The 19,427-nt window shown below is 34.9% G+C and carries 25 protein-coding genes and 1 pseudogene; 7 read left to right on the top strand and 19 right to left on the bottom strand.

The window, feature by feature from the left end; genetic code table 11:
* Positions 1–1,762 precede the first annotated feature (1,762 nt).
* Entirely contained in the window at positions 1,763–2,059 is a 297-nt protein-coding gene (tnpA, locus tag AACK98_RS03810) for an IS200/IS605 family transposase (RefSeq protein ID WP_339042404.1), read from the top strand.
* Positions 2,060–2,258: 199 nt separating this feature from the next.
* Here the strand turns inward: tnpA (AACK98_RS03810) and dut are convergent, their stop codons facing one another.
* The 6 genes and pseudogenes from dut to AACK98_RS03780 all read right to left on the bottom strand — a co-directional run bounded on the left by dut (position 2,259) and on the right by AACK98_RS03780 (position 7,546).
* On the bottom strand, positions 2,259–2,705 hold the full coding sequence (gene dut / locus AACK98_RS03805) for a dUTP diphosphatase (RefSeq protein ID WP_339042403.1): 447 nt from the start codon (positions 2,703–2,705) through the stop codon (positions 2,259–2,261).
* Positions 2,706–2,823: 118 nt separating this feature from the next.
* Positions 2,824–3,537 (bottom strand): cation diffusion facilitator family transporter, encoded by a 714-nt coding sequence (locus tag AACK98_RS03800; RefSeq protein ID WP_339042401.1) that lies wholly within the window; start codon positions 3,535–3,537, stop codon positions 2,824–2,826.
* A gap of 145 nt (positions 3,538–3,682) precedes the next feature.
* A pseudogene (gene tnpA, locus AACK98_RS03795) lies at positions 3,683–4,084 on the bottom strand (IS200/IS605 family transposase); the annotation flags it as partial.
* 928 nt (positions 4,085–5,012) lie between these two features.
* Positions 5,013–5,489, bottom strand: a complete 477-nt coding sequence (locus AACK98_RS03790) for a hypothetical protein (RefSeq protein ID WP_339042399.1) — start codon at positions 5,487–5,489, stop codon at positions 5,013–5,015.
* A gap of 156 nt (positions 5,490–5,645) precedes the next feature.
* Positions 5,646–6,845 (bottom strand): glutamate--cysteine ligase, encoded by a 1,200-nt coding sequence (gene gshA / locus AACK98_RS03785; RefSeq protein ID WP_339042573.1) that lies wholly within the window; start codon positions 6,843–6,845, stop codon positions 5,646–5,648.
* Positions 6,842–7,546: an RsmE family RNA methyltransferase gene (locus AACK98_RS03780; protein ID WP_339042397.1), complete on the bottom strand. Its 705-nt coding sequence runs from the start codon at positions 7,544–7,546 to the stop codon at positions 6,842–6,844. The genes gshA and AACK98_RS03780 overlap by 4 nt, the downstream gene beginning before the upstream one ends.
* A gap of 540 nt (positions 7,547–8,086) precedes the next feature.
* On the opposite strand from AACK98_RS03780, the gene AACK98_RS03775 reads away from it, so the two are divergent.
* The 3 genes from AACK98_RS03775 to AACK98_RS03765 are packed head-to-tail and all read left to right on the top strand — an operon-like array spanning position 8,087 to position 8,743.
* A complete protein-coding gene (locus tag AACK98_RS03775; RefSeq protein WP_339042395.1) occupies positions 8,087–8,380 on the top strand; it encodes a hypothetical protein in 294 nt (97 codons plus the stop codon).
* Entirely contained in the window at positions 8,338–8,502 is a 165-nt protein-coding gene (locus AACK98_RS03770; protein ID WP_339040402.1) for a hypothetical protein, read from the top strand. The genes AACK98_RS03775 and AACK98_RS03770 overlap by 43 nt, the downstream gene beginning before the upstream one ends.
* Positions 8,465–8,743, top strand: coding sequence for an IS1 family transposase (locus tag AACK98_RS03765; RefSeq protein ID WP_339040346.1), 279 nt, complete (start codon positions 8,465–8,467; stop codon positions 8,741–8,743). The genes AACK98_RS03770 and AACK98_RS03765 overlap by 38 nt, the downstream gene beginning before the upstream one ends.
* Before the next feature lie 31 nt (positions 8,744–8,774).
* Here AACK98_RS03765 and AACK98_RS03760 read toward each other — a convergent pair whose 3' ends face one another.
* The 5 genes from AACK98_RS03760 to AACK98_RS03740 all read right to left on the bottom strand — a co-directional run bounded on the left by AACK98_RS03760 (position 8,775) and on the right by AACK98_RS03740 (position 12,825).
* Positions 8,775–9,158 carry a hypothetical protein gene (locus AACK98_RS03760; RefSeq protein ID WP_339042111.1) on the bottom strand — a complete coding sequence of 128 codons (384 nt, stop codon included), beginning with the start codon at positions 9,156–9,158 and terminating at the stop codon, positions 8,775–8,777.
* Positions 9,159–9,564: 406 nt separating this feature from the next.
* Positions 9,565–9,999 carry an ATP synthase F1 subunit epsilon gene (gene atpC / locus AACK98_RS03755; protein ID WP_339042393.1) on the bottom strand — a complete coding sequence of 145 codons (435 nt, stop codon included), beginning with the start codon at positions 9,997–9,999 and terminating at the stop codon, positions 9,565–9,567.
* Positions 9,992–11,419 (bottom strand): F0F1 ATP synthase subunit beta, encoded by a 1,428-nt coding sequence (gene atpD, locus AACK98_RS03750; RefSeq protein WP_339042391.1) that lies wholly within the window; start codon positions 11,417–11,419, stop codon positions 9,992–9,994. The genes atpC and atpD overlap by 8 nt, the downstream gene beginning before the upstream one ends.
* Before the next feature lie 747 nt (positions 11,420–12,166).
* On the bottom strand, positions 12,167–12,535 hold the full coding sequence (locus AACK98_RS03745) for an IS1 family transposase (RefSeq protein ID WP_339042483.1): 369 nt from the start codon (positions 12,533–12,535) through the stop codon (positions 12,167–12,169).
* Positions 12,442–12,825 carry a hypothetical protein gene (locus AACK98_RS03740; protein ID WP_339040357.1) on the bottom strand — a complete coding sequence of 128 codons (384 nt, stop codon included), beginning with the start codon at positions 12,823–12,825 and terminating at the stop codon, positions 12,442–12,444. The genes AACK98_RS03745 and AACK98_RS03740 overlap by 94 nt, the downstream gene beginning before the upstream one ends.
* 205 nt (positions 12,826–13,030) lie before the next feature.
* Between AACK98_RS03740 and AACK98_RS03735 the strand changes: the two genes are divergently transcribed.
* From AACK98_RS03735 to AACK98_RS03725, 3 genes are read left to right on the top strand one after another with little or no spacing between them, the layout of a single operon-like run.
* Positions 13,031–14,101, top strand: coding sequence for a transposase (locus tag AACK98_RS03735; RefSeq protein ID WP_339042389.1), 1,071 nt, complete (start codon positions 13,031–13,033; stop codon positions 14,099–14,101).
* Between the two features lie 11 nt (positions 14,102–14,112).
* On the top strand, positions 14,113–14,370 hold the full coding sequence (locus AACK98_RS03730; protein ID WP_339042387.1) for a hypothetical protein: 258 nt from the start codon (positions 14,113–14,115) through the stop codon (positions 14,368–14,370).
* On the top strand, positions 14,292–14,666 hold the full coding sequence (locus AACK98_RS03725) for an IS1 family transposase (protein ID WP_339040222.1): 375 nt from the start codon (positions 14,292–14,294) through the stop codon (positions 14,664–14,666). The genes AACK98_RS03730 and AACK98_RS03725 overlap by 79 nt, the downstream gene beginning before the upstream one ends.
* A gap of 119 nt (positions 14,667–14,785) precedes the next feature.
* On the opposite strand, the gene rlmB is transcribed toward AACK98_RS03725, so the two are convergent.
* From rlmB to AACK98_RS03685, 8 genes are all read right to left on the bottom strand, one after another.
* Positions 14,786–15,544 carry a 23S rRNA (guanosine(2251)-2'-O)-methyltransferase RlmB gene (gene rlmB / locus AACK98_RS03720; RefSeq protein WP_339042385.1) on the bottom strand — a complete coding sequence of 253 codons (759 nt, stop codon included), beginning with the start codon at positions 15,542–15,544 and terminating at the stop codon, positions 14,786–14,788.
* A gap of 16 nt (positions 15,545–15,560) precedes the next feature.
* Positions 15,561–15,881, bottom strand: a complete 321-nt coding sequence (gene trxA, locus AACK98_RS03715) for a thioredoxin (RefSeq protein ID WP_339042571.1) — start codon at positions 15,879–15,881, stop codon at positions 15,561–15,563.
* Between the two features lie 198 nt (positions 15,882–16,079).
* On the bottom strand, positions 16,080–16,358 hold the full coding sequence (locus AACK98_RS03710; RefSeq protein ID WP_339040346.1) for an IS1 family transposase: 279 nt from the start codon (positions 16,356–16,358) through the stop codon (positions 16,080–16,082).
* Complete coding sequence (locus AACK98_RS03705) at positions 16,321–16,485, bottom strand: hypothetical protein (protein ID WP_339042383.1); 165 nt, start codon at positions 16,483–16,485, stop codon at positions 16,321–16,323. Before AACK98_RS03705 ends, AACK98_RS03710 begins: the two co-directional genes overlap by 38 nt.
* Positions 16,443–16,736 carry a hypothetical protein gene (locus tag AACK98_RS03700; protein WP_339040266.1) on the bottom strand — a complete coding sequence of 98 codons (294 nt, stop codon included), beginning with the start codon at positions 16,734–16,736 and terminating at the stop codon, positions 16,443–16,445. The genes AACK98_RS03705 and AACK98_RS03700 overlap by 43 nt, the downstream gene beginning before the upstream one ends.
* A 98-nt stretch (positions 16,737–16,834) precedes the next feature.
* Positions 16,835–18,325 carry a UbiD family decarboxylase gene (locus AACK98_RS03695; protein WP_339042381.1) on the bottom strand — a complete coding sequence of 497 codons (1,491 nt, stop codon included), beginning with the start codon at positions 18,323–18,325 and terminating at the stop codon, positions 16,835–16,837.
* 229 nt (positions 18,326–18,554) lie between these two features.
* Complete coding sequence (locus tag AACK98_RS03690) at positions 18,555–18,923, bottom strand: IS1 family transposase (RefSeq protein ID WP_339042569.1); 369 nt, start codon at positions 18,921–18,923, stop codon at positions 18,555–18,557.
* A complete protein-coding gene (locus tag AACK98_RS03685) occupies positions 18,830–19,213 on the bottom strand; it encodes a hypothetical protein (RefSeq protein WP_339040981.1) in 384 nt (127 codons plus the stop codon). Before AACK98_RS03685 ends, AACK98_RS03690 begins: the two co-directional genes overlap by 94 nt.
* Positions 19,214–19,427 lie beyond the last annotated feature (214 nt).

Genomic DNA, 19,427 nt, shown 5'->3' with positions numbered 1-19,427 from the left:
ATCGAAAAACTCCGGAGGAAGCTTAGGATTTCTTCCAAACATATCAATAAATTCCTCATATCAAATTTCATCATGAAAAATGTAGGACACCATCATCTAATAACGCATTATAAAGCTTAACAGACGGAATTGAAAATTGCATAAGCCGCTGTATATCATAACACAAATATAACAACTACCTTTAAACTGACCTATATGTATAGCAGAGCCTACCAGGTATTTCTACACAATTTCAACACGTTTACCACAAAACAATTCTAATATTATTTTATATTGATAACAGGAAACCTAGATCTCTCTGAATAAATCAAAAATAAAATTATATATGTATATAATCGCTATATTTTAAAAATTTGCGCTTTTAAAATGCTACTTATGTATTTTATGTAGTTATATGTGATATGGTTAACACCCTCGCCTTTAGGCGAACACTTTAGTATTAGTTATCTAGGAAATGTGCTAAGGGAGGACGAATGGAATATAGGAGATGATCCCACAGCCTATATGACCTAAAGTATCATATAGTATTTTGTACTAAGTATAGGTATAGAGTTTTAACTGGGCAAGTTGCGATTAGAACTAGGGAAGTAATCCGAGAAATATGTGCTGCTAATTACATAACTCACCTTACGCAAGAGCATTATTTTTGCGTAAATTTATCAATTCATTCATAGATGCTATATTCGCTGCTACTAACAATTTATATTTAATAGCAAAATGATTGGTTGCAGTGGCAACCTTTATAATTTCTAACTTGCAAAATGCTACGATTGAAGCAAATATATGGTTTGCTTGAGATCGCATCTTTTTCGTTGGAGATTTTGCCAAGCTTGTATTTTCTTTGATAGATTTGTGATATTCCTCAATTCTCCATCGTTTTTGATAGATTTCGTACAAATAGGCAGCATCATGTTCTGTATCATTAGAAGCAAGGTATAGAATACCAGTTGATCCGTCCTCGTTTATGAAAACTTTTTTGATTAGTAAAACTTCAAAAGATACTCCTTTCAACCATACCTTCTTTGATTCTCCATCCTGCATATCTAATGATGAGATTTGTTGAAACTTCCCCAATTTTTTATCTTTACATGATAATGCAATAATTCTATTTGATTTAATACCTATAATAAACTTTTTACCAAGCGATTCTATGAATTCCATATTCTCTTTAGAACCAAACCAATTGTCGGCTAAAATATGCTCAAACAACACTTTGTTCTCTGTTGATCGTTTTATGAGATTGCGAAAATGTTGGTTTTTGCTAATGCTAGATTTACGCTGTACTTTTCCTGTCTCAATATCAGAAAAACTAACATCTTTACGAATGAGTGCGTACCCAAACGGAAGCACTACGTCACCATACGAAACTAAGCACGATAAAATGTTTATCCCCTTTACATGCCTTCCTTTAGCATAAGAGTGATGCCATGCTACTATCTCATTTTCATCCGTATAAGGTTTCTCTTCTATTGAATCATCTAATATCAAAACACATCCCTTGTTAAGCTCATGCTTCCTAATTTCTGGCTTGATGTATAACCATAATTCTTTTGATCCTAAATCTTCATAATTAAGATATTTTGTAATCTTGTCGTGGCTTATATCTCCAGACAATAAATCTGATAAACCAGTAGCTGTTGCATACTTATTTTGACAAATTAAATAGTCTGAATATATATCCAATATTTTCTTAGACATACTTTATTTTTTTATTTCGCTTACTTTTACTACCTTTATACTGATTTTGTCAATTTTGCGTAAGGTGAGTTACATAAATATAATTAGTGGCAGTATGAGTCCTGATCACGTACATATATTAGCATTGGTTCCGCCTAGTATATCAATATCTAAAGCTGTGCAATATATTAAAGGTATAAGTAGTCGTAAGTTGCTACAGGAATTTGCACTGCTCCGTAAGCGGTATTGTGGACAACATCTTTGGGCCAGAGGGTATTTTGTTGTGACAGTTGGCAATGTGAATTCAGAAGAAGTGCAAAAATATATAGAACAGCATGAGGAACATCACAAAAAAGATGATTTTAGAATATCAGAGTTTTAGCGTTTACGCTTTTAATCTGCTTTGCAAGCGTTACACAAACTACCGCGCTTTAGCCGGTAGTAATTGATATATACATCGCCACTCTTCCTAACTTTTTTTGAAGTCTAATACTAAACAGCATATATGTGCACAAGCTAAAGACTAACTCTTCATTCGTCAGAAGTATATTCTGTTAAGTGAGTCTTTATTAGCAACTCTACTATTGACCTGTAGAACCAAACCCAGAAACACCCCGACCTGTTGTCGGAAGTTCATCGACAATATTCCATGATATATGTTCATACTTAGAAATGATCATCTGCGCAATGCGCATACCACGTGTTACAACAAAATCTTCTGCACCTAAATTGATCAGGATAACTGCTATCTCACCACGATAATCTGCATCTATAGTTCCTGGTGTATTTAGTACAGTAACACCATGCTTTACTGCAAGCCCTGATCTTGGACGCACCTGAGCCTCATATCCTTCTGGCAACGCAATAGCAATTCCAGTCTTGATCAGCGCTCTTTCCATCGGTTTAATAGTTACTAACTCCTCATCATTAAGCGCAGCCATAAGATCTAAACCAGCACTTTGCAAAGTTGCATATGTAGGCATAGGCAAATCACCTAAATTATCAAGCTTTTTAATATGTATTCTCATCTTTCTGAAATTTATAAATAATTAATATTCCCAAAATCCTATCCAAACTATAAATAGCCAGTCATTCAGAATGCAACTCATATATAGCTTAAAATTTATGATAAAAAGAGCAGAAGAGTTAACAGCAGCTAGTTTCACAATTATTTTTAAAGCTTTGCAACTCTATCTGTATAGTAACATGCGAAATCGGGAATCTAGTTTTTATTTCCTTTTCAATTTTTCTAACAAAAGTCTCTTGAAATGCTTCCTTAGTCACAACTAAATGAACCGATAATGCTGTTTCTGTCGTACTAATCGGCCAAATATGTAGATCATGAACTCCTATCAATTCTTTATGCTTAGAAATTACGGCATTCAGCTTCTCTAAATCAACTGAAGCCGGTGTTGCAAGCAACATGAGATTAATAGACTCTTTAATCAAACCCCATGAACCAAGTGTAATAACAAAAGCAATGATAAAACTTACTACTGTATCAATCCAAAACCATGATTTCCATAAAATGAAAAGGCCAGTCACAATTACACCAATAGAAACAAAAGCGTCAAACAACATATGCAAAAACGCCCCACGGATATTAATATCATTGTGGCTATCATGTACAAAAAAATATGCAGTCAAGCCATTGACCACAACCCCAACAAATGCAACCAATATTACTGTAATAGAAGATATAGGTTGATAAACATTAACACGCTGCACTGCTTCCAATACAATTCCAAGAACAGCTAAGAGTAACAGTATAGCGTATGCTGCAATTATAGTAGCATTTTTATATCCATAAGTGAATTTCTTTGGCGCTTTTCTATGCGCAATCCAATAACACCAAACCATGCTATTAATAAACCAAATACATCTCCTGCATTATGCACAGCGTCTGCAACTAGAGCTAAAGAGTTGGACTGCAAACCATCAATTACTACCGGCTAAAGCGCGGTAGTTTGTGTAACGCTTGCAAAGCAGATTAAAAGCGTAAACGCTAAAACTCTGATATTCTAAAATCATCTTTTTTGTGATGTTCCTCATGCTGTTCTATATATTTTTGCACTTCTTCTGAATTCACATTGCCAACTGTCACAACAAAATACCCTCTGGCCCAAAGATGTTGTCCACAATACCGCTTACGGAGCAGTGCAAATTCCTGTAGCAACTTACGACTACTTATACCTTTAATATATTGCACAGCTTTAGATATTGATATACTAGGCGGAACCAATGCTAATATATGTACGTGATCAGGACTCATACTGCCACTAATTATATTTATGTAATTAGCAGCACATATTTCTCGGATTACTTCCCTAGTTCTAATCGCAACCTGCCCAGTTAAAACTCTATACCTATACTTAGTACAAAATACTATATGATACTTTAGGTCATATAGGCTGTGGGATCATCTCCTATATTCCATTCGTCCTCCCTTAGCACATTTCCTAGATAACTAATACTAAAGTGTTCGCCTAAAGGCGAGGGTGTTAACCATATCACATATAACTACATAAAATATTTCTGCAATAATAATGATAGAGTTGAGAAATATAGCAGCAACGAATTTTTTATTAATATTACTATTACAAGCGTGAGCCATATATTGTCACTATAGTATCAATCAAATTTTTACTCCTTATCTAGCAAAAATTACTAATCTTTGAAAAACTTTCTTCTAGTTAATTTGCAATAGATCTATGGCATAGACTAAATTATATAGCTATTAAGCATGAACTTTACGGCATAAAATAGAGCACAGATTTTCCAAGATAACAATTAGATTATGATAGAGATTACATATTATTAGAAGTTACTCAAAATAACGAACATTAATATCGGATTTAATTTAACTAATATTAGGCTAATTATCAAGATTATAAAACCATTTCTTCTATGCTAAGCAATTTTTGCAGAATTACTCTGCTACGAATAATAGATGTATTGTACTATTTCTCATATATTTCTAACTATGGCGCTGCCGGTAAAGTCATTGTTGGACCTTTTTTGCCTGATTTTTTAGAGTATAGCTAAAGCAGCATAAAAAATCATGCTAAACTTGATCTTTTTGATAAATTTTAAGTTAGCTTTTCGCCTGAAATAGTAGTTATATTATAGATTACAAACGAATAAAAATTTATTCTAAATACTCGCTTGCCATACTTACTTTATAGTACTTTAGCTATATCACAGGTAAATGAAGAGTTGGTATTTCGGATTTTGATATGAATCTATATTCTTAACCAGAATTATGGATTAGCAATACGGTACGTATTAGTAATAAGGGCTTTTTTATCCTTTAATTGATAAGCAAGTATATATCATCAAGATCTTTTCATACCCTCTCCCTTGTCCTGCTGCTCTTCCTGCAATACTCTTTTCGTATGCACACCTAATTCTTCTCTTTTTGTACCGCTATCTAATTCTTTTTTCCCAACATCCAAGTCTTTTCTTGGCTCAAGTCCAAATAGTTTAAAAATAGCGTCCATCAACTTATCAAACCAATTTGGAGAGTTAATATTTTCTTTAGCATCTTCTATAATTTTATCAAGACCAGACTGCAGTCTCTTATCGCTACCAGCATTAAATATATCTATATCTCTTTGGAACTTTTCCCTACCAAGCTCGACTTTGCTTTTGCTTGCTTTGCCTTCAACATCATCATCTATATCGATAGACATAAGTGTTTCATGAACTTTCTTTAGAAACTCAGTTCTATCACTAGAAGTTTTTCCCTCCATTTTCTTCCATTGCTCTTCGAATTCTTCAATCCGGTCTCGCACTTTGTTTGCATTTTTCATAAAATTTTTATGAGAATTATTATACTATATTCTGTTATGCAATTTAGAATGAATAAGATATGTATAGATCGTATACATATACAGAAAGATTGCAATATATTTTTAATATATTGCATTGAAATGTTCCGGTATATTAAATAAACAATACTGCTGCGACTACAAAAACTCATATAAAACTGCTAACACTGCAAGCTTTGCAACAACAGCTTGTACATGATATAGCGGCATCAGATTTTTCAAATCAAATGCATTTTCAAACTTCATACCTGTAGAATTTAGATTTGATAGATTATTCTTCTTCGTATTATATCGAACTATGGTACTAATTATATTACCATTTGCAAAATAGAACATACTTTCAGCAGCAAAGTCTTGAAATGTAAATGCTGTTTTTACACCTTCTTGAAGTAAAACTGCTTCATTTTTTACACCATCCTTTATAACGAACATACTGTTTCGCATTTTTTTGTTAAAGAACAAATCGCTATTTATTTCCTCTGTGTTTGTAATACCCATACCAAATGTACCATTATCTGCTTTAATAAATACATAAGGCTTCTCATCCAGAGATCTATCGTCATAACCTTTGCGTATTTTGTCTAACATTCCAGATATCAATGCACGCAACCTATAAATACTATTCTGATCTTTAAAATTTATATCATTACAATCTGCCACTTCAGTTGTAATTAACCAAGGGTCAAAATTAAAATGTTTACAAAATTCACTTGCAATATTGTAATAACACCTCATATGATGAGACTTACGCCTCAAATACCACCCTCGATTTAATGATGGAACAATGGGTTTTTTAATATCTTTTAATATGTCAGGAATTCCAGAGGTTAAATCATTATTCAAGATAATAACATCTGGAGAATAAGAATCAGACTCTATCAAAATATCTCTATGTTCTTTTACTATCTTCTCTATATGTAAATCAGCATTTTTATATACTATATCACTTGATCCAACCCTTATATCAAATTTTGCTTTTTTAAATATATCAACAAGAACAGAGACGTTTTTAAGATAATGCAAATTCCTATTAAAACCTTCTGGGATTAATAGCAACTTCGAAGATCCCGGAAAATTGGCATCAATAAAATGGCGAAACTTTGTTGCTACATCTGATATTTCACGTTTATCTAATAAATGAAAACCAGCAGGAAATATATTTGTATCTACTGGAGCAATTTTAAAACCTGAGCATCTTATATCAACTGAATTATAAATCTCATACTTTTGCTTTCCTGCTCTTGTCCTTATCCAAGAATCTATGGAAGCAGACTCTAATTTGCAGAATTCGTCAAGCTCAAGTAAAGATTTTGTAATACTAGCAATTCCTTTTATCATGCATTCCACCTTTCTAGTAACGATTGATATATCGCAATACCAGCTATGATAGCAGTTTCAGAGCGCATTATATGCACGCCAAAGGTCGTAGGAATCACACCTGGAAAAGATTCTATATATACCTTTTCTTCACTTGTAAATCCACCTTCAGGACCTATAAGTATGGCATTATTTTTATAAAGTTTTGGCAGATTTAACAAAACATCTTTTATGCTGCGTGCCCCTGAACGCTCACTAAAAAAAATTATTCCATCGTATTTAGGAGAATGGTGTTGAAAAAAAATTGCTAAATCCATCATAGGATGTATAACTGGCAATAAAACACTCTCGGATTGTTCAGCAGCCTCTATTGAGGTTTTAATCATCTTATCCATACTTAATTTACGCACAACACTTCGCGCTGTGAGCACTGGATATATCTCGCTTACTCCCATCTCGGTCGCTTTCTCTACTATAAAGCTAGGCATAACACGTCGTACCGGAGCAAAAACTAGCGCCAGTGGTTGAACAGGTGTCTGATTTAACTTTTTATCTATTAAATCAAGCCAAACAGTATTTTTGGCTTCAATTCTGATATTTGCATTCCATTCTCCATCTCTGCCATTAAACACAGATATACTATCATCACTTCTGCACCTCATAACATTCAATAAATAATGTGACTGCTGAGCTTGCAACAAAATATTTATATCTGATAACAAGTCACAATCAACAAACAATCTAATATTTCTGTTAGAATACCTCTTTGGCACTTTATGCATTGGATCTATTTATCAAAAGTTGATAGCTATGACACTCTTTGCAAATATTTATTATACATTTCCTAACTCTTTTTGAAATCTCACTTCGTATGTGCATAATTCAAAAATAGCAACTCTGCATTTACCTGCGGCATACTACCACTATCACTCAAAACTTTCATTGGACAGTCTATTCAAGCAGCGGCTAATTGCTTTGTGACTGTGTGGAATGTTCATGTACTTCATGTATACCGTGCTCTTATATGTTCATTGCACTTACCTCACTAAGCACTGCCGGCAAAGCAACTTGTGCAGACCTTTTTGCCTGATTTTCAAGTATTACTTTGTTAATTTCCTAACAAATATATATAATATTTTGAGAGTTTTCACAATTAGATAGAAGTATGATATGATCACTTTTTTAAAAACTAAAGAGTGGTTTTATGGTTTGTTGTAAGGGATGTGGTTCTGATATCTTTGTAAAGAATGGCATTGTGAGGGGTGTACAGCGTTATAAGTGCAGATCATGTTCTAAATTTTGTTGAGGGCGATCTGGGCAAGAAGCCTCAAACAGCTGTTAAGAAAGCATTATGCGTTATGCTATATAGTCTTGGTAATGGCTCTTTTTCTATGTTATGCAAGATATTATGGCATTCGCCGTCCATAATTTATCGCTGGGTAGTAGAGGCGATGGGCAAGACTCAGGAGCCAGTTGTCTCTTCGGATATTATGGAGATGGAATTCGACGAGATGTGGCATTTTATTGGTTCAAAAAAACAAGCTTTGGATCATTAAGGCAGTTGATCGTAGTACAAGGAGAACAGTTGCCTGGGTTACAGGCAATCGTGATACTGCAACATTCCAAAAGCTCTACAAAAAGTGAGTCATCTGAAAGAATGTCATTTTTATACGGATGATTGGGATGCTTTTTCTAAAATTTTACCCAAAGAGCGTCATACAATTGGAAAGTCTGGCACAGTATGTATCGAGAGAGATAATAGCAACACGCGACATCATTTATGCCGAATGACACGGCGCACTAAAATCGTTTCTAAAAAAGAGTCAATGGTATACGGATCCATCAAGCTTTGGTGCGCTCTTACTATTACACAAATATTCAAACAATATCAAGAACAGCTCTTATCTATCTTTATGTGAAAACTCTCAAAATGACATTCTTTCAGATGACTCACTTTGTTGTAGAGCTTTTGGAATGTTGCAGTATCACGATTGCCTGTAACCCAGGCAACTGTTCTCCTTGTACTACGATCAACTGCCTTAATGATCCAAAGCTTGTTTTTTTTGAACCAATAAAATGCCACATCTCGTCGAATTCCATCTCCATAATATCCGAAGAGACACCTGGCTCCTGAGTCTTGCCCATCGCCTCTACTACCCAGCGATAAATTATGGACGGCGAATGCCATAATATCTTGCATAACATAGAAAAAGAGCCATTACCAAGACTATATAGCATAACGCATAATGCTTTCTTAACAGCTGTTTGAGGCTTCTTGCCCAGATCGCCCTCAACAAAATTTAGAACATGATCTGCACTTATAACGCTGTACACCCCTCACAATGCCATTCTTTACAAAGATATCAGAACCACATCCCTTACAACAAACCATAAAACCACTCTTTAGTTTTTAAAAAAGTGATCATATCATACTTCTATCTAATTGTGAAAACTCTCAAAATTTTAATATTTGACTCAGAAATTCACTTGTACTCTAAAAATCATACAATTAAAATCTTCGCGCGTACAAATCATACAAGCAGTGTCTAAAATAAGTTTAAAGAATAGATCCATTTACACACACAAGTCAAATGCTAGCATTACTTCTTCTAATAATGCATGTAATCAATTCAACTATAAAAGCATAATTTTTTATCTCGATGATATATTGTCGTAGTAGTATTATTTCTTAGATAATTCCCTATCTATCAACTGAAGTCCATATATCGCAAATTATAATCTATTTTGCCACTGCTCCACACTTATCCACGGCAACAGAATAAAAAGTTTTTCTGTTATTTAAGAACTCCACTTCAGAATCAGTCAATGCACATCTAGATTTAAACAATGAATCTATATTATCTAGCTCTTTTGTTATAACACCTTGCTCAAAGCCATCTACAGCTACCGCATCATCGACACAAAGAGTACAGATATTAGACTGCACATGCAAATGACCATCAGATATATAAAACTTTGAGATTGTAGAGTCTAAATGGTGAATATAAACAGCACCAACTTTTAGTTCTGCTATAAAATTCTCATGCCTTGCCATTACACCAAGCTCTCCATAACGCCCAGGTAAAATAACCATGTGAACCTCTCCCTCGAAAACCGCATGGTCTATACAAAGTATTTTTAGTATAAGATTGTATTGATTGTTATCATCACGCATCCTTTGCCTCAGATTGTAATTTGCTTGCCTTATCAACAGCCTCATCTATACTGCCAACCATGTAAAATGCGGCTTCTGGAAGGTTGTCATACTCTCCGGCAACAAGACCTTTAAAACCGCGTATAGTATCTTCAAGAGAAACTAACTTTCCTGGCGTACCTGTAAAAACTTCCGCAACTTGGAATGGTTGCGATAGAAATCTTTGTATTTTTCTTGCTCTACTCACAATCAATTTATCTTCTTCTGACAACTCGTCCATACCAAGAATTGCAATTATATCCTGCAATGACTTATAGGTTTGCAGAATTTTTTGAACATCTCTTGCGACTTTATAATGCTCTTCACCTACAATTTCTGGAGTCATCATCTGAGAAGAACTATCAAGCGGATCAACTGATGGATATATTCCAAGCTCTGCAATTTGTCTGTTCAGTACTGTAGTAGCATCCAGGTGTGCAAATGACGCAGCAGGCGCAGGATCTGTTAAGTCGTCCGCTGGGACATATATAGCTTGAACAGAAGTAATTGAGCCCTTTTTAGTAGATGTTATACGCTCCTGAAGAGCACCCATTTCTGTTGCGAGTGTAGGCTGATAACCAACAGCAGAAGGAATCCTTCCAAGTAATGCTGAGACTTCTGAACCAGCCTGTGTAAACCTAAATATGTTATCTATAAAAAATAGAACATCTTGTCCCTCAGCATCTCGAAAATGTTCAGCTATTGTAAGTCCAGAAAGCGCTATTCTCGCTCTTGCACCAGGAGGTTCATTCATCTGACCATAAACAAGAGCAACTTTAGAATTTTCAAGCTTAGCTAAGTCTATCACCTTAGAATCCACCATTTCATGATATAAATCATTGCCCTCTCTGGTACGCTCCCCTACCCCAGCAAAAACTGAAAAACCACCATGGGCCTTTGCTACGTTATTAATTAGCTCCATAATTAGAACTGTTTTACCAACACCAGCACCACCAAATAACCCTATTTTCCCACCTTTTGCATAAGGCGCCAACAAATCAATTACTTTAATTCCAGTAACTAATACCTCAGAGGCAGTTGCTTGATCTTCAATACTTGGTGCAGCTCTATGTATAGGCCTTCTTTCCTGAACGTTCAGATCAATAATTCCATCGACTGGCTCACCTATAACATTTAAAATGCGTCCCAAGGTCGCTCTGCCAACTGGAACTGAAATCATATCACCTGTATCAACTACAGCAACTCCTCTCTGCAACCCATCAGTACTATCCATTGCTATAGCACGAACAACATTTTCACCCAAATGCTGCGCAACTTCTAAAACGACTTTTTTATCACCGATCATACAAGTTAATGCATTCAGTATTGGAGGTACAAAATCAACAAATTTAATATCTACTACCGCACCTATTACTTGAATTACAGAACCTTGATTTAGCATACTTACCTTTAAATATTTTTAGATTTGCTAGTTTTTTAAGCATTCAACTCTAATTTTGCATGACCACTAATAATTTAAATAAATGGACATTTTTTATACGTCATCTTAACTTACCTTGAACAATAACTCTGTTAACAAAGTCATTGTTCAAACCTTTGTTTCCTAATTTGCCATATTACTTCGTTAATTTCTTCGCAAATATATAAAATAATTTAGATGCAGAAATTAACTTATATTCTAAAAGCCTTCGCGCGTGCACTTTGCGTGAGATACCAAATACGTAAAAAACAAAAGCGTATAGCTTTAAAGTATACAAATTTTAAACAGTCTGTCTGTCAAAAATCAATTTGCTTCACAAATAAATTTTTGCGGAAAGTTAATATGCAAAAATTAGCTTTTAGAACTGCCCTGCGCTAATTTTTGGCTATATAAAATACTACTTAACAAAATCCATAAGGTTTTGGCAATTTTGCCACTTTTTCTACTGGACTTTCGGTGCACCATAATTACTTGCAAGCCAAGATAAATCCTCTAGCTTCTTAGAGTTATTACACAGGCGACTAGACAATCCACTAAATAAAGCAGCCCATGGCGTATATTCATAGAAAAATGCCAGGAACAACTATTTATTATCACAACCTGCTATATTTGCAAGCATAACTATATAACTTGCTATTAATTCTTATATTATAATCATGAACTAGGATGTATTGATATATTGAAATACAATACTAATATGGAGAGTTTTCACATAAAGATAGATAAGAGCTGTTCTTGATATTGTTTGAATATTTGTGTAATAGTAAGAGCGCACCAAAGCTTGATGGATCCGTATACCATTGACTCTTTTTTAGAAACGATTTTAGTGCGCCGTGTCATTCGGCATAAATGATGTCGCGTGTTGCTATTATCTCTCTCGATACATACTGTGCCAGACTTTCCAATTGTATGACGCTCTTTGGGTAAAATTTTAGAAAAAGCATCCCAATCATCCGTATAAAAATGACATTCTTTCAGATGACTCACTTTGTTGTAGAGCTTTTGGAATGTTGCAGTATCACGATTGCCTGTAACCCAGGCAACTGTTCTCCTTGTACTACGATCAACTGCCTTAATGATCCAAAGCTTGTTTTTTTTGAACCAATAAAATGCCACATCTCGTCGAATTCCATCTCCATAATATCCGAAGAGACAACTGGCTCCTGAGTCTTGCCCATCGCCTCTACTACCCAGCGATAAATTATGGACGCCGAATGCCATAATATCTTGCATAACATAGAAAAAGAGCCATTACCAAGACTATATAGCATAACGCATAATGCTTTCTTAACAGCTGTTTGAGGCTTCTTGCCCAGATCGCCCTCAACAAAATTTAGAACATGATCTGCACTTATAACGCTGTACACCCCCTCACAATGCCATTCTTTACAAAGATATCAGAGCAACATCCCTTACAACAAACCATAAAACCACTCTTTAGTTTTTAAAAAAGTGATCATATCATACTTCTATCTAATTGTGAAAACTCTCAAATATTATTAACTCACCTTACGCAAAATTGACAAAATCAGTATAAAGGTAGTAAAAGTAAGCGAAATAAAAAAATAAAGTATGTCTAAGAAAATATTGGATATATATTCAGACTATTTAATTTGTCAAAATAAGTATGCAACAGCTACTGGTTTATCAGATTTATTGTCTGGAGATATAAGCCACGACAAGATTACAAAATATCTTAATTCTGAAGATTTAGGATCAAAAGAATTATGGTTATACATCAAGCCAGAAATTAGGAAGCATGAGCTTAACAAGGGATGTGTTTTGATATTAGATGATTCAATAGAAGAGAAACCTTATACGGATGAAAATGAGATAGTAGCATGGCATCACTCTTATGCTAAAGGAAGGCATGTAAAGGGGATAAACATTTTATCGTGCTTAGTTTCGTATGGTGACGTAGTGCTTCCGTTTGGGTACGCACTCATTCGTAAAGATGTTAGTTTTTCTGATATTGAGACAGGAAAAGTACAGCGTAAATCTAGCATTAGCAAAAACCAACATTTTCGCAATCTCATAAAACAATCAACAGAGAACAAAGTGTTATTTGAGCATATTTTAGCCGACAATTGGTTTGGTTCTAAAGAGAATATGGAATTCATAGAATCGCTTGGTAAAAAGTTTATTATAGGTATTAAATCAAATAGAATTGTTGCATTATCAGGTAAAGATAAAAAACTTGGTAAGTTTCAACAAATCTCATCATTAGATATGCAGGATGGAGAATCAAAGAAGGTATGGTTGAAAGGAGTATCTTTTGAAGTTTTACTAATCAAAAAAGTTTTCATAAACGAGGACGGATCAACTGGTATTCTATACCTTGCTTCTAATGATACAGAACATGATGCTGCCTATTTGTACGAAATCTATCAAAAACGATGGAGAATTGAGGAATATCACAAATCTATCAAAGAAAATACAAGCTTGGCAAAATCTCCAACGAAAAAGATGCGATCTCAAGCAAACCATATATTTGCTTCAATCGTAGCATTTTGCAAGTTAGAAATTATAAAGGTTGCCACTGCAACCAATCATTTTGCTATTAAATATAAATTGTTAGTAGCAGCGAATATAGCATCTATGAATGAATTGATAAATTTACGCAAAAATAATGATCTTGCGTAAGGTGAGTTAGTATGTATCTGGAGGGAGTTGGAATTAGATCAATCGAGAGATTAGAAAAGGTCTCGAGTCCACTTATAATAAAGTGGATTAGAAAATTCTCAAAGCTTCTAAAACAAAGGCTGAATGATGTTACGATACCTGAGGATGCCAAGCAAATCTCAATTATTGAGCTGGATGAGCTTTTTAGTTATTGCCAAAAAAAACTAACAAAGTCTACATTTGGCTTGCTGTTGATAGGGACAGAAATAAAGTTGTTGATTTTGAAGTGAGCATTGTCAGGGATTTTGCATCCTATCTTCCGATTGCCATGCGATTACAAAGTAGCTACGAGATAGAGATATCATGCAGTGACCATTACGACGTTTATGAAAAATTTAGGATTGCTAAAAAACACTATTCTACTAAGGCAGAAACGTCTTTAGTGGAATCATTCAACTCATTAATACGGCACTATTTAGCCAGGTTTCATCGTAAAACCAAACGTTACAGTAAGGCCATAGATATGATCTATAACTCTATCCTAATGCTTTTTAATAAAGACTTGCTGATATCTATCTTTAGTTAGCAATGCCTATATAGCAGAGCAATGTGGAAACATGTATTATCTTTTATCCAATATGGAAAATTTGAGCACCTATAAGAATCAAGACATAAGAGCGCTCCAAAAAATCAGCGGAATATTTATTATTTATTAGCAGTATCAAACCTTGAGATTTCATATAGCGCTACTGCTGCAGCACAAGATATATTCAAACTCTCCATCTCTGAACTAATTGTTATCTTAGCAAGCAGGTCACAGCTCTCAGATGTCAATCTCCTCATACCACTTCCTTCTGAGCCCAGCACTATCGCAATCTTTCCGTCAAAATACTTTTGAAAACTGCTTAGATCTTCCTTCGCATTGCCAGATAGCCCAAGAACCCAATATCCAGAAGATTTCAATTGTTTTATTGCGGACGCAAGATTAACTACATCAATCATAGGAACTTTCTCAAACGCACCAGAGGAAGCTTTAACCAGTGCTGAAGATTCTTTTGCAGCCTGATTTTGTGGCGCAATTATCGCATCTACACTAAAAGCAAGCGCACTTCTAATGATAGCACCAACATTATTTGGATCTGTTACCTGATCAAGTATAACAACACATGAAGTTTTTTTAGTATTCACACTCTTGAGCAGCTCATCAATTGAAGGTTGACACAAGGTTTCTACAAATAGTGCAATGCCCTGATGAACAGCATCATGCAAGCCTGTTACCTTACATATGGCTTGGTGCGTCATAACTTCAGCACTAACCTTATGTTTAAATTCAGCAGTAGATTTCAGCTCTTCTAGCGCACTTTTTGTGCCTATTAACCTCTTGCAAACTCTGCTGCTATTTTCTAGAGCAGAGATGACGCTATGTCTTCCATATAGCCAATAAGCACTATTTCCCTTGCGCATAAATCTCCAAAATCATTCAGGAAATCTCATCCTCTATCCAAGAGAGTATTGAATCCTTTGGCAATGACCCTATCTTTGTTGATAAATGCTTCCCAGCTTTAAAAAGCATTAGAGTAGGAATACTGCGCACTCCAAGCTTAGATGGTGTAATAGTATTGCTATCTATATCCATCTTAAAAACTTTCACTCTATCTTTTAGCTCAGAATATATTTCATCTATTATCGGAGAAAGCTGCTTGCAAGGACCGCACCAATTTGCCCAAAAATCTATCAGTACATAACCATCAAAATTAGTGACCTCAGATTCAAATAATTCATCTTTTAAAACTTCTGTCATATTACCCAACAATAAAAATTGTTCATTAAACCTCTTATCCCACACAAATTAACATGTAGTCTACTAAAAAACTAGTTTGAAAGATTATAATCTTTTAAGTGATAATTCACATGCTGTTGCAAAAACAATGAATAGCTTATTATCTATGCTTATACAATAAGCAAAACATACAAATGTATTACAATTACTGGAGAGTTTTCACATAAAGATAGATAAGAGCTGTTCTTGATATTGTTTGAATATTTGTGTAATAGTAAGAGCGCACCAAAGCTTGATGGATCCGTATACCATTGACTCTTTTTTAGAAACGATTTTAGTGCGCCGTGTCATTCGGCATAAATGATGTCGCGTGTTGCTATTATCTCTCTCGATACATACTGTGCCAGACTTTCCAATTGTATGACGCTCTTTGGGTAAAATTTTAGAAAAAGCATCCCAATCATCCGTATAAAAATGACATTCTTTCAGATGACTCACTTTTTGTAGAGCTTTTGGAATGTTGCAGTATCACGATTGCCTGTAACCCAGGCAAATGTTCTCCTTGTACTACGATCAACTGCCTTAATGATCCAAAGCTTGTTTTTTTGAACCAATAAAATGCCACATCTCGTCGAATTCCATCTCCATAATATCCGAAGAGACAACTGGCTCCTGAGTCTTGCCCATCGCCTCTACTACCCAGCGATAAATTATGGACGGCGAATGCCCTAATATCTTGCATAACATAGAAAAAGAGCCATTACCAAGACTATATAGCATAACGCATAATGCTTTCTTAACAGCTGTTTGAGGCTTCTTGCCCAGATCGCCCTCAACAAAATTTAGAACATGATCTGCACTTATAACGCTGTACACCCCTCACAATGCCATTCTTTACAAAGATATCAGAGCAACATCCCTTACAACAAACCATAAAACCACTCTTTAGTTTTTAAAAAAGTGATCATAATTTATCAAAATCCATACTTATTCCATTTTTGAGTAACAATTTCTTTGATATCGTCACTCATATTTATTAGGCGGCCCCATTCTCTTTTTGTTTCTGGGTAAATTTTATCAGTTGCATCAAAACCCATCTTTCCACCTATTTCCGGCTCTATTGATGCAAAATCAAGATAGTCTATCGGAGTATTCGACACATTTAATACATCTCTTTGAAAATCCATTTTAGTAGATATTGCCCACATGATGTCTGACCAGCTTCTTGCATTAATATAATGATCAACAACTATTATAAATTTTGTATATGTAAATTGTCGCAAAAAAGACCAAACGCCCATCATCACTCTTTTCGCATGAGCTGGATATGATTTTTTAATTGATACTACTGCTATTCTATAAGAGCAACCTTCAGGAGGGAGCCAAAAATCTACTATTTCTGGAAATTGTTGTCGAATTAGCGGTAAAAAAATTTCATTTAACGCCTCACCAAGAACAGAAGGCTCATCAGGTGGCCGCCCAGTAAACGTGGAGAGATAGATTGGTGATTTACGAGTTGTTATACATGTTACTTCAAAAACTGGGAATTTTTCGACTGAATTATAATACCCAGTGTGGTCTCCATATGGACCTTCATCACCATATTCGTCAAAGATCACATATCCTTCTATGACAATTTCAGCATGTGCTGGTACTAGAATTGGCACAGTAATGCATTTAGCAAGCTCTAATTTTTTCTTTCGAAATAGTCCTGCAAATTCGTACTCTGAAATTCCGTCCGGAACTGGTGTAACAGCTGCTAGCATTGTAGATGGGTCACACCCTATAACAGCCGCAGCCGGCATTTTTTCAGAGCCAGAAGCAGACCACCTTCTGTGATGTTCTGCACCACCCCTATGTTTTAACCAACGCATCAGTGTTTTATTCTTGGATAACACCTGCATTCTATAGATGCCAACATTATAACAATCATCTTTTTGACCTAAGAACCCTCTAGTAATAACCATTGGCCATGTTATAAGTGGTGCTGGTTCTTGAGGCCAGCAAGTTTGTACCGGTAAAATATTTAAATCTACATCATCTCCTAAATATTGTATTGCCTGACACGGAGGGTTCTTTATCACTTTTGGCTTCATTACAAGCACTTCCTTTAGTATAGGAAGCATTTTAAATGCCTCTTTCAAATCGCTTGGCGGTTCTGGTTGCTTAAGAAATGCTAGTTTTTCACCTATCTTTGATAACTCATTTTCTTTAATGCCAAGAGCCATTGCAATACGCTCCTTTGTACCAAACAAATTTACAAGCACTGGCATAGTACTTTTTCCATTTTCCGATATCACATTTTCAAACAAAACTGCAGGTCCCTTTTTTTCTATCAACCTATGATGAATTTCTGTGATCTCTAAAATAGTACTTACTTCTTCTTTAACCCTAACAAGCAACCCTTCTTTTTCAAGTTTTGCAACAAAATCAGATAAAGATTCATAAACTTTTTCCTTATTCATTTCCTTTAGATTTTCACAAAAAAAATTTTTTATATGTTACTTCATTTTAGTTATATGACTTCATCATAATCAAATGGTAAGCAATAAAATATGCTTACTTAATATACACTTACGAGCCTCAGCGCAATCTCTCTTATAAAAAACTTGTTCATGCCAAACATTTTTATCCACTAACGCATTATATGTTTTATCAATACTTATTAGCATATAGTTTTATAGAAGAGAGTTTTCACATAAAGATAGATAAGAGCTGTTCTTGATATTGTTTGAATATTTGTGTAATAGTAAGAGCGCACCAAAGCTTGATGGATCCGTATACCATTGACTCTTTTTTAGAAACGATTTTAGTGCGCCGTGTCACTCGGCATAAATGATGTCGCGTGTTGCTATTATCTCTCTCGATACATACTGTGCCAGACTTTCCAATTGTATGACGCTCTTTGGGTAAAATTTTAGAAAAAGCATCCCAATCATCCGTATAAAAATGACATTCTTTCAGATGACTCACTTTGTTGTAGAGCTTTTGGAATGTTGCAGTATCACGATTGCCTGTAACCCAGGCAACGGTTCTCCTTGTACTACGATCAACTGCCTTAATGATCCAAAGCTTGTTTTTTTTGAACCAATAAAATGCCACATCTCGTCGAATTCCATCTCCATAATATCCGAAGAGACAACTGGCTCCTGAGTCTTGCCCATCGCCTCTACTACCCAGCGATAAATTATGGACGGCGAATGCCATAATATCTTGCATAACATAGAAAAAGAGCCATTACCAAGACTATATAGCATAACGCATAATGCTTTCTTAACAGCTGTTTGAGGCTTCTTGCCCAGATCGCCCTCAACAAAATTTAGAACATGATCTGCACTTATAACGCTGTACACCCCTCACAATGCCATTCTTTACAAAGATATCAGAGCAACATCCCTTACAACAAACCATAAAACCACTCTTTAGTTTTTAAAAAAGTGATCATATCATACTTCTGTCTAATTGTGAAAACTCTCTTATAGAAATAACTTATTAACAATATCACAACAATAAAAACATTATATCTCCAAAACATATCGGATACTACAAGATAATTCCATTATGCAC

The sequence above is a fragment of the Candidatus Lariskella endosymbiont of Hedychridium roseum genome (assembly GCF_964020185.1).
Classification (GTDB): domain Bacteria; phylum Pseudomonadota; class Alphaproteobacteria; order Rickettsiales; family Midichloriaceae; genus Lariskella.
This window is presented reverse-complemented; position numbering and strand designations above follow the sequence as displayed.

Coding starts and splice junctions, on each gene's coding strand:
- dut (WP_339042403.1), bottom strand. CDS start 2,705: ATGAGAATACATATTAAAAAGCTTGATAATTTAGGTGATTTGCCTATG.
- AACK98_RS03800 (WP_339042401.1), bottom strand. CDS start 3,537: ATGGTTTGGTGTTATTGGATTGCGCATAGAAAAGCGCCAAAGAAATTC.
- AACK98_RS03790 (WP_339042399.1), bottom strand. CDS start 5,489: ATGAAAAATGCAAACAAAGTGCGAGACCGGATTGAAGAATTCGAAGAG.
- gshA (WP_339042573.1), bottom strand. CDS start 6,845: ATGATAAAAGGAATTGCTAGTATTACAAAATCTTTACTTGAGCTTGAC.
- atpC (WP_339042393.1), bottom strand. CDS start 9,999: ATGCGTGATGATAACAATCAATACAATCTTATACTAAAAATACTTTGT.
- atpD (WP_339042391.1), bottom strand. CDS start 11,419: ATGCTAAATCAAGGTTCTGTAATTCAAGTAATAGGTGCGGTAGTAGAT.
- AACK98_RS03735 (WP_339042389.1), top strand. CDS start 13,031: ATGTCTAAGAAAATATTGGATATATATTCAGACTATTTAATTTGTCAA.
- AACK98_RS03730 (WP_339042387.1), top strand. CDS start 14,113: ATGTATCTGGAGGGAGTTGGAATTAGATCAATCGAGAGATTAGAAAAG.
- rlmB (WP_339042385.1), bottom strand. CDS start 15,544: ATGCGCAAGGGAAATAGTGCTTATTGGCTATATGGAAGACATAGCGTC.
- trxA (WP_339042571.1), bottom strand. CDS start 15,881: ATGACAGAAGTTTTAAAAGATGAATTATTTGAATCTGAGGTCACTAAT.
- AACK98_RS03695 (WP_339042381.1), bottom strand. CDS start 18,325: ATGAATAAGGAAAAAGTTTATGAATCTTTATCTGATTTTGTTGCAAAA.